The sequence below is a fragment of the Mycolicibacterium chitae genome, assembly GCF_900637205.1.
GTDB lineage: Bacteria > Actinomycetota > Actinomycetes > Mycobacteriales > Mycobacteriaceae > Mycobacterium > Mycobacterium chitae.
On record NZ_LR134355.1, the window covers coordinates 5,400,538 to 5,415,877 of the forward strand.

At 65.6% G+C, this 15,340-nt stretch carries 14 protein-coding genes and 1 pseudogene; 3 read left to right on the top strand and 12 right to left on the bottom strand.

What is annotated here, in order from left to right; translation table 11 throughout:
* Window positions 1-51: 51 nt before the first annotated feature.
* A complete protein-coding gene (locus EL338_RS25750) occupies window positions 52-933 on the top strand; it encodes an SDR family oxidoreductase (protein WP_235666304.1) in 882 nt (293 codons plus the stop codon).
* Between the two features lie 95 nt (window positions 934-1,028).
* Here EL338_RS25750 and EL338_RS25755 read toward each other — a convergent pair whose 3' ends face one another.
* Window positions 1,029-1,616: a TetR/AcrR family transcriptional regulator gene (locus tag EL338_RS25755; protein ID WP_126336492.1), complete on the bottom strand. Its 588-nt coding sequence runs from the start codon at window positions 1,614-1,616 to the stop codon at window positions 1,029-1,031.
* Between the two features lie 74 nt (window positions 1,617-1,690).
* Between EL338_RS25755 and EL338_RS25760 the strand changes: the two genes are divergently transcribed.
* Both EL338_RS25760 and EL338_RS25765 read left to right on the top strand, forming a co-directional pair.
* Entirely contained in the window at window positions 1,691-2,125 is a 435-nt protein-coding gene (locus EL338_RS25760; RefSeq protein WP_126336494.1) for a nuclear transport factor 2 family protein, read from the top strand.
* Window positions 2,118-2,939, top strand: a complete 822-nt coding sequence (locus EL338_RS25765; protein WP_126336496.1) for an NAD(P)H-binding protein — start codon at window positions 2,118-2,120, stop codon at window positions 2,937-2,939. Before EL338_RS25760 ends, EL338_RS25765 begins: the two co-directional genes overlap by 8 nt.
* 1,045 nt (window positions 2,940-3,984) lie before the next feature.
* On the opposite strand, the gene EL338_RS25775 is transcribed toward EL338_RS25765, so the two are convergent.
* The 11 genes and pseudogenes from EL338_RS25775 to EL338_RS25825 form a co-directional block, all read right to left on the bottom strand.
* A complete protein-coding gene (locus tag EL338_RS25775) occupies window positions 3,985-5,358 on the bottom strand; it encodes an LAGLIDADG family homing endonuclease (RefSeq protein ID WP_126336500.1) in 1,374 nt (457 codons plus the stop codon).
* A gap of 238 nt (window positions 5,359-5,596) precedes the next feature.
* Window positions 5,597-6,453 (bottom strand): annotated as a pseudogene (locus EL338_RS26915) (aldo/keto reductase).
* Window positions 6,454-6,502: 49 nt separating this feature from the next.
* Window positions 6,503-7,345 carry an IS21-like element helper ATPase IstB gene (gene istB / locus EL338_RS25785; RefSeq protein WP_085130819.1) on the bottom strand — a complete coding sequence of 281 codons (843 nt, stop codon included), beginning with the start codon at window positions 7,343-7,345 and terminating at the stop codon, window positions 6,503-6,505.
* Window positions 7,342-8,703: a Mu transposase domain-containing protein gene (locus EL338_RS25790; RefSeq protein ID WP_126336502.1), complete on the bottom strand. Its 1,362-nt coding sequence runs from the start codon at window positions 8,701-8,703 to the stop codon at window positions 7,342-7,344. The genes istB and EL338_RS25790 overlap by 4 nt, the downstream gene beginning before the upstream one ends.
* 265 nt (window positions 8,704-8,968) lie before the next feature.
* A complete protein-coding gene (locus EL338_RS26325) occupies window positions 8,969-9,472 on the bottom strand; it encodes an aldo-keto reductase family protein (protein ID WP_179967138.1) in 504 nt (167 codons plus the stop codon).
* 65 nt (window positions 9,473-9,537) lie between these two features.
* Window positions 9,538-11,334 carry a replicative DNA helicase gene (gene dnaB / locus EL338_RS25800; protein ID WP_126336504.1) on the bottom strand — a complete coding sequence of 599 codons (1,797 nt, stop codon included), beginning with the start codon at window positions 11,332-11,334 and terminating at the stop codon, window positions 9,538-9,540.
* A gap of 525 nt (window positions 11,335-11,859) precedes the next feature.
* Window positions 11,860-12,315: a 50S ribosomal protein L9 gene (gene rplI, locus EL338_RS25805; protein WP_126336506.1), complete on the bottom strand. Its 456-nt coding sequence runs from the start codon at window positions 12,313-12,315 to the stop codon at window positions 11,860-11,862.
* A gap of 33 nt (window positions 12,316-12,348) precedes the next feature.
* Window positions 12,349-12,609 carry a 30S ribosomal protein S18 gene (gene rpsR / locus EL338_RS25810; protein ID WP_126336507.1) on the bottom strand — a complete coding sequence of 87 codons (261 nt, stop codon included), beginning with the start codon at window positions 12,607-12,609 and terminating at the stop codon, window positions 12,349-12,351.
* 44 nt (window positions 12,610-12,653) lie between these two features.
* A complete protein-coding gene (locus EL338_RS25815) occupies window positions 12,654-13,178 on the bottom strand; it encodes a single-stranded DNA-binding protein (protein WP_126336509.1) in 525 nt (174 codons plus the stop codon).
* A 90-nt stretch (window positions 13,179-13,268) separates the two neighbouring features.
* A complete protein-coding gene (rpsF, locus tag EL338_RS25820) occupies window positions 13,269-13,559 on the bottom strand; it encodes a 30S ribosomal protein S6 (RefSeq protein WP_085152333.1) in 291 nt (96 codons plus the stop codon).
* An 84-nt stretch (window positions 13,560-13,643) separates the two neighbouring features.
* Window positions 13,644-15,275 carry a glycosyltransferase family 87 protein gene (locus EL338_RS25825; protein WP_126337146.1) on the bottom strand — a complete coding sequence of 544 codons (1,632 nt, stop codon included), beginning with the start codon at window positions 15,273-15,275 and terminating at the stop codon, window positions 13,644-13,646.
* Window positions 15,276-15,340 lie beyond the last annotated feature (65 nt).

Genomic DNA, 15,340 nt, shown 5'->3' on the forward strand with positions numbered 1-15,340 from the left:
CTGCCGACCACCCAGATCGGACGAAAGGACAGGGATCCCGGCCGATCGCCCGTGGAACTGTCCGGGTCGCCCGACGTTGAATCGATTGTGACGCAAGAACCCGTCCTTGTTCTCGGAGCCACCGGCAAGACCGGTCGCCGCATCGTCCCCCGCCTGCGGCTTCACGGCACGCCGGTACGCGCAGCCTCCCGTACCAGCCCGACACCGTTCGACTGGTCTGCTCCGGTCGGCTGGGACGCCGCCCTACACGGTGTGGCTGCCGTCTACATCGTGCCCCCCTCCGCCGTAGGCCCGGTACACGAGTTCGTCGCTCGCGCCGAGGCCGCCGGCGTTCAGCGCCTGGTCCTGCTGTCCGGGCGCGGCGCCGACACCTGGGGCGACACCAGTTTCGGCTTGGACATGCGCGACGCCGAGGCTGCCGTACGGGATTCGGCGTTGCAGTGGACGATTCTTCGGGCCAACAACTTCAATCAGAACTTCAACGAAGACATCTTCTACGCCCCGTTGCTTTCCGGCGAACTGGCTTTGCCGGCCGACGATGTTCCCGAGCCCTTCATCGACATCGACGATGTCGCCGACGTGGCCACCACGGTCCTGACCGATCCGGCCCACCACGCGGGGGTGACCTATGAGCTCAGCGGTCCACGCGCGATCACATTCGAGGAGGCCGCCGAATTGATTTCGCGGGCCTGCGGACAACCCATCGCCTACAAGCAAGTCTCCCCCGAGGAATACACCGTCATGCTGGTCGAACGAGGGCTCAGCGTCGATATCGCCCATGACATCACCGAGATGTTCGTGATGATGGGCCGCGGGCTGATCACCGGGACCGCGGCGGCCACCGACGACGTTGCCGCCGTGCTGGGGCGCTCGCCGCGAACGTTCGAGGATTACGTTGTACGGACGGCGGCCAAAGGAGTGTGGCAACGGTGAGCGCCGATCCGACACCGGCGATGGTTACGAATCCTCCAGTTTGATGTCCACTCGTCTTCCCTGAGACGAAAGTACGCAGCCGGGTCGACGTCGATTCACGCGCCCAGTGCACGCATCAAGACGTCGGTGAGCTTGTCGAGATAACCGGGCTCTGCCTCGCCATCGCGAATAGTCAGTCGCCAATAGACCGGGGCGGCAATCAGGTCGAGCGCGATGTCGATGTCGGTATCGGGCGCCAACTCGCCACGGTCGATCGCTCGTCGCAGGATTGCGGCACCATGCTCGCGCCGCGGACGTCCGATCATGCTCTCCACCAACTCGCTGAGCTCAGGCGTGCGCGCCATCTCGGCGATGAGGTCGGGCAGGATGCGGGAAAAGCGGGGATGGCTCAGCCAACGTGTGACGGCTTCAAGTGTCTGACGGACATCGCCGCGCAGACTTCCCGTGTCAGGTGCCGCGGCCTGACCGACGCTGAAGTCGGCGAGCACCGCCAAAGCCATCTGCTGCTTGGAGCTCCAGCGCCGGTACAGGGCGCTCTTGCTGACGCCGGCCCGCTTGGCGACGGCCTCCATCGACAGCCGGGCGTAACCGAATTCGGCCATCTCGTCGAGGACGGCCTCGACGATGGCCTCGGTGATCGCCGGTTGCAACACGGCGGCACCAGACGGATTGCGGCGGGTCATGGAGTGGACGATACCGTCCCGTCCGAGTAGAGTCCGCGACGGGACGGTACCGTATCGTCCGTTAGGAGGTGGGGATGTCAGCCGTGGATACGGTGAATCGGGCACTCGAACTGCTGCGCGCCCAGGACATGGCCGGTTTCGCAAACATGTGGGCCCCCGACGGTGTCATCGAGTTCCCGTTCGCGGCCCCCGGTTATCCGCAGCGGGTAGCAGGGCGCGAGGCCGTCGCTGATTACCTGCGCGGCTATCCCGACCTGCTGCAGATCAGGGAGTTCCCCACCAAGGTGGTACATCAGTCAGTCGACCCGGACGTCGTGATCGTCGAATTCGAAGCGGCCGGTGTCGTCACCGCCACAGGTGCCCCCTACCGGATGCGCTATGTCGCGGTAATCACGGTCCGCGACGGCGAGATTCAGAATTACCGCGATTACTGGAGCCCGCTGGCCGCCGCCGAGGCCGCGGGTGGCTCGGAGCAGGTGAACTCCTTCGGCGGGGCGACCGGTGCGTGAAGTCCTGGTGCTCGGTGCTACCGGAACCACCGGTAGTCGGGTTGCTGCTGCGCTCACGAGCCAGGGTGTCCCGGTCCGCGCGGCAACGCGCACACCGCGCGAGCCCGCTCAGGTGCGCTTCGACTGGGCTGACCGTGACACGCACAAGGTGGCGCTCGACGGGGCCGCCGCCGTCTACCTGGTGGCGCCAATCGGGGCGGCGGACCCCGCGCCGATGGTGGAGCTCTTCCTTCAGGATGCTGTCGATCTCGGCGTCCGCCGTGTAATTGCCCTCAGTTCGTCAGCACTGCCGGAAGGCGCCCCCGGTCTGGGACAGGTGCACCACCTGGTCCGGACGATGATGCCGGAATGGGCGGTGCTCCGGCCGTCCTGGTTCATGCAGAACTTTACGGGTGATCATGTTGTAGCCCAGGGCGTCCGCCGCGGTGTGATCGTCACCGCCACCGGTACGGGCCGAATTGCCTTCGTCGACGCCGGCGACATCGCCGCCGTGGCAGTCCGGGCATTGACCGACGACGTGCCGCACAACACCGAGCACCTGATCACCGGCCCGCAGGCGCTCAGCTACGCCGACACGACCCTTGTCGTCAGTGAGTTCGTCGACCATCCAGTGCGGCATCGGCCGGTCAGTGCGGCCACGTTCGCAGCACTTCTGACCGGTAGCGGTGTTCCCGCGGACTTTGCCGAAATCCTCGCTGCCCTCGACACCGAGATCGCCGGCGGCGCCGAAGATCGGTTGACTGACACCGTTTTCGAAGTCACGGGCCGGGCACCGGTGTCGTTCCGGGAGTTCTGCGCGGCCGCGTTCTGCTGACGGCGGCGCGGACGGAATGCTCGCAGGGCTCCTTCGTAATTTTGCGCGGGCTCATGTCTCCGCTCTGGAGTTGCAGCGTGACGAGGTGTTTGACCGCCAGTTCTGCGCCCAGACCTGTCTCGCGATGGCGGTCACCGTGTCCCAATAGACATTGCTCGTCGCCAAGTCATGCAAAGCCGGATCCGCCCAAAGGCAGTAGAGAGGCGATGGAGCCGCACCCGACCACGTGCATGAGTCCACATGAGCGGTCCATCGAATCGCGTGTTGGTGGCCATCGCGAAATCCTTATCTGACCAATTACGGGCCACAAGACGCTTTTTCGATGTCCCCGCCGACTACCACCGCCGATCAGATAACTGACAGGCGGGCTGATGCCCTGGGCGTGACGTCGGAGGCACTGGAGACGACACCGGCGTGGCCATCAGTAAGACCACGAGATCCTGGGCGCGGAAGTCGCTGCGCCGCCGTCCGGTTGATTTGGCCTTGGTGATCAGGGTCTAGAATCCTCGTTAGGCCGCTGACCGCGTGGATTCGAAGGCGCACGCGTTGGGGCACGTCATCGTCAACACGTTGGTGAAACCGCGATCCTCACATTGCGTCGCGCAGACGTGCTCGACAAAGCCACGAAAACCGTTCCACGCGTCGGGATCACGCAGTGCGGTCTCGACAGCGTCGAGGTAGGCCGTCATCTTGTCCTCGAACACTCCGGTGATCAGATCGTCGCGGGTCGGGAAATGGCGAAAGAGGGTGGCGATACCGACACCTCGCCTTCCTGGAAGCTATGGCCCCAGAACACTTCGACCAGATGTACGTGCGCTACGTCAGTGAAATCGTGTTCGCCGTCCAGAAGTAGCTGCCGTTACTCGACAACCCGGCCTCCATCATCATCGGATCCACCGCCTACACCCGCGCGACCCCGCGATTCGACGCTTACTCTGCGGCCTAAGCCGCGCTTCGGGAGTTCGTGCGCGTGTGGGCCATCGAACTCGGATGAGACTCCGCCCATCTGGCGAGGGCTGCGATGTCGCTGTTCACCAGGCTGCTTTTACCCTTGCGAAGTGTCATGAATATTTCGCGATACCGGTAGACCGTCAAATTGCTTGCGCCCGCGGTCGCACTCGACCGTGGCCCTGCGAACGAGCAACCCACCGACAACGATCGGATGATCTTCAGCCATCCTCAACTCGAAGATCTCGCGACGGCCGATTCCGGCAGTACTGACGATCTTGTCCCAGTAGATGTCATTGGTTGCGAGGTCGTGAAGCCCGCGATTTCCCAACGCATTGGATATGCGGTGCAACCGGACACGGCCCGGGCAGTGTGTCCACATGCGCGGGCCGTCAAATCGAGTGTTGGTCGCCAAGGCGAAGTCTTTGTCGGACCAATCCCGCTCAGCCATGGTGTTTTTCACTGTGCACCAGACTTCGAGCGGGATGCTATCGGTGCCTGGGCGACGGACACGACCGGCTAGCTCAGTGACAACCTCTCGCGCTTTGACGCCCCGCGCGCCGTGCACGCCCACCTTCGTGAGGAATGCGATCTGATTGGCGGCACGGTCAATGGTGAGATGCCAGCAATCGCGGTACCCAGCCTTCCTGATCCGGGTGACCCTGCCCTGCACACCGACGCGCAGCAGTAACTGCAGGACGCCCTCGATCAACGCACGACTGGTCGACGCATAGTAAACGCGGCCCTGCTTGGTCTTTGCGTCCCACCGCACGGAACCGTCCGTAGCCCAGAGATGGCGAAGGAACAAGGCGACTTGTTCGGTGGGCGGCGCAAAAACCTCTGCGGGGACGAACTTTTCGTAACTCCGAAGTCCAAACAGTCCGAGCCCATCCAACCATTCGGCAATCGGATTGCGCTTCCCGCGAGCCAAGCGATACGGCGCGGGCAGTCGCAACGTGGTGACCCGCGCTGCGGCGTACTCATCGCGGATAGCGGTCACACCGAAGTGCGCTGCAGCAATGGTCACCGCGGCCAGGTTCTCCTCGTCGATGGAGGCGTATCGAATCGGCTGCCGCCGCACGCACGAGCCGTCACCGATCATGTGCGCCAACAGGATTATCTCCGCGTCATTCATCGCCCGCGGTTCGGTGGGCGCACCCAGGCGCCGCAGGACACCGACCCTGCTTCCGCCAGCCAGATCCGACACCGGCGCCCAGCCGTCGACCTTGAGAACCTGTTGGTCCGACGCGAGTTCGAACTGACGGCCCGACGCGAGGTTGACTCGGTGCACTTCCCGACTGCGAACGGCCACCGTCCCGGACGACCTTCGTCGGACCAGGCGTCCGCGCTCGTCAACCGACCACAGCAACCGCTTCTCGCCCGTGCGCTTCAGGGTCTCGAGCGACTCGTCAAAACCGTTGTCGGCTCTGGCCACTCGTATGCTGACACGCGGCGAGGCGTCGGCCGTCATGCCGTCAACGTACGGACGACCACCGACATCCTGCGGACTGTCGGTCGGAGATGCACTGGCCGGCCGGTTCGCCAAGAGGCACGGCGGACCGAATGAACTACGCCCGACCTGCAGGTTCTCGATCCGAACTGCATCTCACAACTGTCGCGACCCGCGCTTCCCGATGTTGTCTCACGCCGCCGGCGGAAGGCCGAGACTGCATCCATCACGAAAGCCGGGATACTCCTGCGCGCCGGTGTCAGTCGAGGTCGCGTAATTTGGCGATGTCTTCGTCGGTGCGGTTGCCATGGATCTCGATCTTGGCCAGTTCAGCCTCGATCTGGGTGAGCTCCTCGTCGGAGAGGTCGACGTCGGCGGCGCCGAGGTTCTCCTGGATGCGCTCCAGTTTGCGGGAGCCCGGGATGGGCACGATGAATTCCTTCTTGTGCAACATCCAGGCCAACGAGATCTGCGCCGGGGTCGCGCCCTTCTTCTCGGCGAAGTCGGTCAGTAGATCCAGCAGCGGCCGGTTGGCACGGACGTTATCTTTATCGAAACGGGTGATGACGCGCCGGACATCGTCACCGGTGTAGGTGTCGTCCGCGCTGACCTTGCCGGACAGAAAGCCGCTGGCAAGCGGGCTGAACGGGACGAAACCGATACCGAGTTCCTCGCAGGCGGGGATGACATCTTCTCGAACATCCGCTCCATGATCGAGTACTCGCTTTGGATGGCGGTCAGTGGCGTGACGGCGTGGGCCCGGCGGAGCTGCTCGGCGCTGACTTGGGACTGGCCCCACCCGCCGATCTTGCCTTCAGAGATGAGCTCGCCCATGATCGCGGCGACGTCTTCGACCGGGATGGAATCGACCAGTCGGTGCTGGTAGTACAGGTCCACGTGGTCGATACCCAGCCGCACCAGCGACGCATCCAGGTGCGTGCGGACATACTTGCCCAGTTGCGCGCGTGTCATCTCCTCGTCGATGCGCAGTTTGGTGGCGATCACGACCTGGTCGCGGATCGGGGCCAGCGCCCGGCCAACCAGCCGTTCGTTGTCACCGTCGCCGTAGACCTCGGCGGTGTCAAAGAAGGTGCAGCCCAGATTGATCGCGCTCATCGAACGTCCCCAGGTGTGCTCGCCGAAATTCCTCACCTGTGAGCACCGGTCAGTGTAGGGGTTGACGGGTTCCGGTGGCGGCTCGGCGGAGGCTTTCGGCGGCGGCGTGGTGGTCGCGTAGCCGGTAGGACTCGCCGTCGAGATTGATGACCACCGACCGGTGTAGGAGGCGGTCGAGCATGGCGGCGGCGACGGTGGTGTCACCGAGTACTTCGCCCCATGCGCCGACCCCGCGGTTGGTGGTGATGACGATGCTGGTCTTCAAATAGCGTTGGGATACGACTTGAAACAGCGCCGAGGCTGCCTCAGCTGGTAGTGGCAGGTAGCCCAGTTCGTCGATCACCAGCAGTGTTGGGCCGGCGTAGAACCGCATGGTGGTGGCCCAGCGTCCCTCGATGGCGGCGCGGTGGCAGCGTGCGGCCAGGTCGGCGGCGGTAGTGAAGTAGGTGCGGTATCCGGCATGTGCTGCGGCCCTTGCTAATCCAACTGATAAGTGCGTTTTTCCTGTGCCCGGCGGGCCGATCAGTAGGACGTTGGTTGCCGATTCGAGGTAGCGGCAGGTGCCCAGTTCGTCGATCAGTGCGCGGTCGATGCCGGCGGCGGCGTCGACATCGAAATCGGCGAGGGTGGCGGGGGTGGGCAGGTTGGCGAACCGCAATCTTCCAGCGAGGCGGCGGGCGGTGCTGGCATCGACTTCGGCGGCCAGCAGCCGCTCCAGGGCCACCGTGATCGACAGGCCCTCGGCGGTGGCCTGGTCGAGCACCGAGGGCAGGGCCTCGGCGGCAGCGGTGAGTTTAAGCTCGGCCAGGTGCGACCGCAGTTGCTGATAGCGGCTTGCCGCGGCCGCCGGTGTCTCGGTGGTGGTTTTCGGGGTGCGTGGGGTGGGGGTCATTGCAGGGTCCTTTTCTGGGCGGCCCGCTCGTAGACGGACAGGTCGATGACAGTGGAATCGGTTGATGGCGTGGTTGATTCGGCCGAATTGGCGGTGGTGTCGCGGAGCGCACGCAGTTGTGCGGCAGCGGTTTTGGCGGCCGGGCCGGGTGGGATGCGTTCCTTGCGGCGATGCGGTCGCCCGGTGTTAGCGGTGGCCATCGCCGCGGTGTCCAGGGCGATGATGTGGCCGCTGTCGCGGACCATCACACCGAGCCCGTCGGCAGCCATGCGGTGTCGCGCGATCACGATCCCACTCGTGGTGGCGATGTCGCAGAACTGGCCACCGATTGGATGGCTGATCGTCACCTGCGCGGCAGCCAGCTCCGGTGGCACCGAGTACCGGTTGCCGCGGTAGGACACCAACGCTTGGCGCGAGGCGGTCCGGGACTGCGACACGATCACCGGATACGGCGCCGCCGGCACCGGCGCCAGCGGTTCGGCCTTGGCGACCACGGCCACCGAGGATCGCCCGCCGACGGTGGCCCGAATGCGGGTGTCCCCGCGCACACGGGAGAAACGATCCACACTGGCTTGGGCCTGTTCGACGGTCATGTCGTCAGCCAGGGTGCGCCACCAGCGTTGCGCGGCAGTGTGATTGACCTTCTCGACCACACCTTTGCGGTTACCGCGGCGCGGCGGGCAGATCGCCACCGACACCCCGTAATGTTTGGCCACCCCGGCAAACGATGCGGTGACTCGACCTGAGCCGGGATCGCAGACGGTGGCCATCCGGTCGAACCGCCACACCCTGCTCAGTCCACCCAGGCCGCGGCAGATCTTGTCGATGGCGGCGACCAGGTGCGGTTGATCCATCGACGGTGAGAGCACTGCCCGCCATTTCCCGGAATGTGCCAGCGATCCGACCAACAGGAACGCCTTCTTCCCCCAACCCCACGATTCGGGTGGATCGGGCAATTCCAGCCAGTCCCACTGGGTTTCCTCACCCGGCGGATGCGCGATGATGGCGTTGGGTCGGTCGGTGGCGGTGCGGCAAGCCTGGCAGTCCGGCCGCAAACCTCGGGTGCGGATGTTGCGGGTCAGGCTCTGATACGACAGCCCGAAACCCAGGCCTTCGAGTTCGTCGTAAAGGGTGCGGGCCCACAAGTGCGGGTCCTCGACCAGCCGGGCCGACACGTAGTCGACGAACGGGTCGAACGGATCCGGACCCGACCTGGCCCGCACTCCGGGCTTGCCATCGCCGGCCAGATACTTGCGGACTGTTTTGCGGTCGAATCCGGTGTGACGGGCAATCGCAGAGATCGACCAACCACGTTTTCGTAGGGCGTGTACTTCCATGTCGTCCTCCCATGTGAGCATGAGAAAGCGGGCCTCCTTCGACTGGAGCTACTGGCGTCAGACACCAGCAGCATCGAGGGAGGCCCGCCCTTCTCGGCGGAGCCACACGGGTGGGGAATTTCGATGAGCGTCAGTGGGGAATTTCAGTGAGCGCGGTCAAGATCGAACGTTTTACGCATCAGGTCGATCGCCTCGTCGGCGGTGGGCCCCGGACCGTAGCCGTGGCTGAACCCCATCGCACCGAACCCGACTGCGGACACCTGCAGTGCCCCAATGCTTCTCGTCTTCATTGATTCGACTCCCGTGCTGTTGTTGTCTGTTCAGGTGGTGGCGGCGAATAGATGTAGCCCGGCGATGAAGCTACTGACGGCGGCGCCAGCCAGGTCAGCGTGGTTCCGACCCCGGGACGGGCAGGGCGCGTGTCACCGCCCATCGGGGAGGGGTACCCGCGATCGGCGCCACCCAACAATCCGGTCGGGGCACTAAAAGCTGCACTGCAGGGCATTCTCGCCGGGTCGGCGTTGATCTGATGTCCCGCGGTGAGACTCGCCGCGGGTGGGTCCGGCAACCTCGTCGGCGACTTGGTGGCACCGGCGTTCTCGTCGATGCGGCCGCGGCGGCGAGTGCCGGGAATCGGCAGAATCCACAGCTGTTGAACGAGCAGCCGTGCCAGCGCGACCTGACCGGGCGTGCAAACCTGCGCCTCGGTGAGGGCCCTGAGGTGGCTCACCAACGCCTTGTTGGCATTGATGTTGTCGGCAGAAAACCACGGGATGGTGGCGTGTCTCACCAGCTTGGCGGATCCGCCATCACCCGTGAGACTCCGCCACGATCCGTGAGACCCTCCATTAATTCCTACCGAGCCATATTCGCAAAACGCGACAAATGCAATTGATGCGCCACGGTAATTGTGGCCGTAGGACCATTTCGGTGCTTACCCAGAATAATGTCGGCTTCGCCGCCGCGCGGGTCATCACGATCAAATGCATCGGGGCGATGCAAAAGCATAACCATGTCCGCATCCTGTTCCAAAGAACCCGATTCACGCAGGTCAGAGACTTGTGGCTTCTTATCTGTACGCTGTTCCGGCCCACGGTTAAGCTGGCTAATTGCCACCACCGGAACGTCCAATTCCTTTGCCATCAATTTCAACTGCCGCGAGAAATCCGACACTTCTTGCTGCCGTGATTCATATTTCTTACCCGAGCTCATCAGCTGCATGTAGTCGACCACGATCAGCCGCAGGTCGGACTTCTGCGAGAGCCGCCGCGCTTTGGCCCGGATCTCCATCATGGTCAGGTTCGGCGAATCGTCGATGAACAGCGGCGCTTCGCTGATCTCACTCATCCGCCGGGCCAGCCGGGTCCAGTCGTCGTCGCTCATCCGGCCTGAGCGCATGTCGCCGAGCTTGATCTTCGCCTCGGCCGACAGCAGCCGCATGACGATCTCGGACTTGCTCATTTCCAGCGAGAAGATGACGCTGGCCATCTGGTTCTTGATCGAGCAGGACCGCATGAAATCCAGCCCCAGCGTGGAGTTGTGCGTGGGCACCATGCCGCGCCCGGCCAGGTACAGGTGCGCGGGGTTGTCGACCTCCACGCAACGCACCGGCACGCTCGGCCGCCGACGCACGTCGGCGATCTGCACCACCGGCGCCAGCACCGCGGTGCCGCCGCCACCGCCGGTCCCGCCGACGAGGGTGTGGATGCCCGCGCGCAGGCCTGCCGTCGTGCGGATCCCGTCACCGGTGGGCCACTGATGCTGCGCATCCGCGACGATCACCGTGCCGTCGGAGAACTCCACCTCGAAGCACGGCCGGCCGAGCATCACCTCGGTGGCGGCCACCACCCGCGTCGGCTCACCGTCGGCGTCGAGCAGTTCGTCGCCCACGGCGACATCGCCCATCGTGGTCCAGCCGTGCGGCGTGGGCAGCGGGGTGTCCAGCGCCAGCGCCTTCCCGACACCAGGGCGCGCCGCGATGATGATCATCTGCCCGGCGTGCAGACCGTTGGTGACGTCGTCGAGTTCAGTGAAGCCGGTGGGCACACCGCGGGCGATACCGCCGTTGGAGGCGATTGCGTCGATCTCGTCCATCGTCGGCTGCAGCAGGTCCTCGAGCGGGACGAAGTCCTCGGTGCTGCGCCGGTCGGTGATGTCGTACATCTCGGCCTGGGCGCGGTCGACCACCTCGGCCACGTCGGCGCCCTCGGCACCGGCATAGCCGTACTGGACCACCCGAGTGCCGGCCTCCACGAGGCGGCGCAGCAGCGCCTTCTCGGCCACGATGCCCGCGTAGTACCCGGCGTTGGCCGCCGTCGGCACCGTCGAGATCAGGGTGTGCAGATAGGGCGCCCCGCCGATGCGGCGCAGCAGCCCACGCCGATCCAGCTCCGCGGCCACGGTGACGGCGTCGGCCGGCTCCCCGCGCCCGTAGAGATCCAGGATTGCGTCGTAGACGTTCTGGTGCGCGGGACGGTAGAAGTCCCCGGGCCGGAGCCGCTCCAAGACGTCGGCGATGGCGTCCTTGCTCAGCAGCATGCCGCCGAGGACCGACTGCTCGGCCGCCATGTCCTGCGGCGGCTGTCGACCGAAGTCCTCACTGGGCGGGGACTCATCCATCCCCGACTGCCCGAGATCATCAACTACGGCCATACGGCTACTGCGCCCCCTGCCCTCACGCGACCAAACACCTGTTCGACTTCATGGACTGACGGTAAGCCAAGGCTCCGACAGTCCACTGCAAGATTCCCAGGGCCTGAGACCCTGCGCCGCTTCCGCGCCGAGTCGACCGTAGACGTTGCTGGCGGGCAGTGGAACCACCCCTGTTAGCGAACCTGTGCACTGCGTGTGGATAGCTGTGGGTTGCCATGTTAGGTGGGTGGGGAGAACCTGTGGAGCAATGTTGTGTTGAGTTGTATTACCGCTGATGAACGGACCATAGAACGCCCTCCACACTGTGGATGGGAATCGCGACGGCGTGTCGTGTCAGGTTGCGGTCTCGGGCGTGTTGTGTTGCGTTCGGTGGTGCGCCAGGTTAACGGCGGGTGTGGTTCGCTGCGCAACCTACGCCCGGGTCAGTTCGCCAGCACATACAGCAACTCCCCGGCGGTCGCTGGGAAGGCGACCACCGGGGAGTATTGACGCTGCAGCCGAATAGCGGCGACGTTGCCGAGCTAACTACTCGGCGACGACCTCCACCGGCACGGTGGCATTGAGACCGGAGTGCAGGTGCACCTCGACCGAATGCGTGCCGAGGGCCTTGATGTGGCCCTTGGGCAGATCCACGGCGCGCTTGTCCAGGCTCGGTCCGCCGGCCTTCTTGATGGCCGAGACGACGTCACCGGCGGTGACGGAGCCGAACAGCTTGCCGGAGTCGCCGGCGGTCTTCACGCTCAGCGAGACCGAACCCAGGGCCTCGATGGCGGTCTTGAGTTCCTTGGCGTGGTCCAGGTCGCGCACGGTCTTGATCTCCTGCGCGCGCCGGATCTCGTCGGCCTGACGCTGGGCGCCGCGGGTCGCGACGATCGCCAGCCCGCGGGGCAGCAGGAAGTTACGGCCGTAGCCGTCCTTGACCTCCACGGTGTCGCCGGCCGAACCCAGCTTGTCCACCTCGGCGGTGAGAATGAGCTTCATGATCTGGTGTTTCCGTTTCTAGCCGAGTCGCTGTCAGCGAGTACTGGACGTGAAGGGCAGCAGGGCCACCTCGCGGGCGTTCTTCACTGCGACGGCGACGTCGCGCTGGTGCTGCACGCAGTTCCCGGTCACCCGACGGGCACGGATCTTGCCGCGCTCGGAGATGTAGGTGCGCAGCAGCTGGGTGTCCTTGTAGTCGATGACCTGGTTCTTGCCCTTCTTCGAGCAGAACACACACTTGCGGGTCTTGACCGGCTTCTCGGGCGCGGGACGACGCTTGTTGGCCTTGGCCATGGTTGTTCTCTTTCTGTACTGCTAAAGGTTTGTATTTGGAGATATCAGAAGGGGGGCTCGTCGTCGGCCCCGCCGAAGGAACCCGATGCCGGGGCGCTGCCCCAGGGGTCCTCGGCCGGTGCGGACGAGCCACCGCCGCCACCACCGGCGGCCGCGCGGGATCCCCCGCCGCCACCGCCGCCGAACCCGCCACCGCCGCCACCGCGACTGACCTTGTTGACCTTGGCCGTCGCGTAGCGCAGGGACGGGCCGATCTCGTCGACCTCGAGCTCCACCACGGTCCGCTTCTCGCCCTCGCGGGTCTCGAACGAACGCTGCTTGAGCCGGCCCTGGACCACCACGCGGGCACCGCGGGTCAGGCTCTCGGCGACGTTCTCGGCCGCCTCGCGCCAGATGTTGCACCGCAGGAACAGCGCCTCGCCGTCCTTCCACTCACCGCTCTGGCGGTCGTAGATGCGCGGCGTCGACGCCACCGTGAAGTTGGCCACGGCAGCACCCGACGGGGTGAAACGCAGTTCAGGGTCGGCGGTCAGGTTTCCGACGACGGTGATGATCGTGTCACCAGCCACGGGTGTCCTCCTCAAGTCCTGGTCGAGCAACGGTGTAGGTCTGGGCTTCCGCAGGCGAGCCTACGGAAACGGGGTGACGACCACCGGGCTTCAGTGCTTGTCGGTCCGCATCACCTTGGTGCGCAACACCGACTCGTTCAGACCGAGCTGACGGTCGAGTTCGCTCACGGTGGCGGGCTCGGCCTTGACGTCGATGACCGCGTAGATGCCCTCGGCATGCTTGGCGATCTCGTACGCCAGCCGGCGCCGGCCCCAGATGTCGACCTTGTCGACACTGCCGCCGTCCTTGCGGATGACGTTGAGGAACGTCTCCAGCGAGGGAGCTACGGTGCGCTCGTCGAGTGTGGGGTCAAGGATGACCATGATTTCGTATGGACGCATGAGGAACCCATCACCTCCTATGGTCTTCTCGGCCGCGGCGTGTTCCGCGGCAGGAGGGTCGCCTGCGTCGGCAACCGGACCAGGCTACAGGAACCGCCGGTCACCTGCGAAATCGGCGGTTGGCGCCGCCTCGGGCACCGGCCCGGGCTCAGGGACACGCTCGGACTTGGGGCGCAGCCACCGCGGCAGCCAGGCCGGCGGGTCGTCCGGGGCACCGTCGAACACCCCGCCCACCGGATCGTCGATCCGCCCGGACCAGCGCACCAGGTCGTGGCGGGGCCGGTAGATCTGCCGGATCACCAGCGCGCACAGCCCCAGCACCGCCAGGTCGCGCAGCAGCACCGTCGTCGTGAACCATTGCTCGGGCAGCCCCCGGTTGGCCTCGCCGTAGAGGTAGTACATCCGCGGCACCCAGACCAGCGCGTCAACGGTCATCCACGCCAACAGGATCCGCCGATGCGGCAGCGCCAGCACCGCCAGCGGCACCAGCCACAGCGAGAACTGTGGGCTCCAGACCTTGTTGGTCAGCAGGAACGCGGCCACCACCAGGAACGCCAGTTGCGCCACGCGCGGGCGCTGCGGCGCCGTCAGCGCGATGTAACCGATCCCGATGCAACACAGCACGAACAGCACCGCGACGACGGTGTTGAGCACCGTCGGCGGCTCCCAGAACCCGAGATCCGAATCGAATCCACCCCACCCGGTGAAGGACTTCACCACGTTGTACAGCGAATCCATGTCGTCGCCGCGACGGGTGTTGAGCCGGAAGAACTCCGACCACCCGCGCGGGAACAACAGCATGATCGGCAGATTGACCACGAGCCACGCGGTGATCGCGGCCAGCAGCGTGCGGCCCACCTCGACCAGGCGCCCGGTGCGCACGCCCAGCAGCAACAAGGGCCCCAACAACAGCAACGGGTACAGCTTGGCGGCCACCCCCAGCCCGATCAGCACGCCGGCCAGCACCGGTCTGCGCCGCGCCCACGCCAGCAGCGCCCCCGTCGCGAAAGCCGTTGCCAGCGCGTCGAAGTTGGTGAAGATCTGGAAGATCACCAGCGGGGACGCGGCCACCAGCGCGGCGTCCCAGATCCGGCGCCCGGCCAGCTTCGCCGTCGCCCACACCGTCGCCAACCAGGCCAGCGCCAGCCCGAGCGCGACGATGTCGAAGAACACCACCACCTCGGCGACCTTCGGCAGCGCGATCGTCGACGACAGCGCGGTGTAGGTCTTGGCCAGCGCCATCGACACGTACTGATAGAGCCCGGTCAGCACCGGATACTCCATGTAACGCACGGCCGGGCTGCCGTCGTACTGCTGGCGGGGGTCGCCGGCGCCGTCGGTCTCGAGCCAACTCGACTTGTACGGAAACTTGCCCTGGCTCAACAACTCTGCGCCGTAGAGCGGCACGGTGTCGGAGTAGCACAGCTGGTAATAGGCGCGCTGATGGTCCCAGTTGGCCACCATCTGCGCGGGGCTGCCCTCCCCCACGGTCTGCAGGCACGGCGACTTCGTCACCCAGCCCAGCGCCAGGAACACCAGCGCCAAAGCGAAGATCACCCGCAGCGGGGTGGCGAAGCGATTGCGGCCGATCAGCGCGTGCCGGCCGACCGGGCCGCCGATCGTCTCCGAGAGCGCGGCGCCCAACGGGTCGGTGCGGCTGGGGAAGTCACGGTCATCGGCGCTGCGCAGGTCGCGCGCCAACGGCAGCGGGGACACCGTGGCACGTTCGGCTGCACCCGGCCCGTCGAGCTCATCGAGGGGCTCGTCCGCGTCGTGGCGCC

Coding starts and splice junctions, on each gene's coding strand:
- EL338_RS25755 (WP_126336492.1), bottom strand. CDS start 1,616: ATGACCCGCCGCAATCCGTCTGGTGCCGCCGTGTTGCAACCGGCGATC.
- EL338_RS25760 (WP_126336494.1), top strand. CDS start 1,691: ATGTCAGCCGTGGATACGGTGAATCGGGCACTCGAACTGCTGCGCGCC.
- EL338_RS25775 (WP_126336500.1), bottom strand. CDS start 5,358: ATGACGGCCGACGCCTCGCCGCGTGTCAGCATACGAGTGGCCAGAGCC.
- istB (WP_085130819.1), bottom strand. CDS start 7,345: ATGACCCCCACCCCACGCACCCCGAAAACCACCACCGAGACACCGGCG.
- EL338_RS25790 (WP_126336502.1), bottom strand. CDS start 8,703: ATGCTCACATGGGAGGACGACATGGAAGTACACGCCCTACGAAAACGT.
- dnaB (WP_126336504.1), bottom strand. CDS start 11,334: ATGGCCGTAGTTGATGATCTCGGGCAGTCGGGGATGGATGAGTCCCCG.
- rplI (WP_126336506.1), bottom strand. CDS start 12,315: ATGAAGCTCATTCTCACCGCCGAGGTGGACAAGCTGGGTTCGGCCGGC.
- rpsR (WP_126336507.1), bottom strand. CDS start 12,609: ATGGCCAAGGCCAACAAGCGTCGTCCCGCGCCCGAGAAGCCGGTCAAG.
- rpsF (WP_085152333.1), bottom strand. CDS start 13,559: ATGCGTCCATACGAAATCATGGTCATCCTTGACCCCACACTCGACGAG.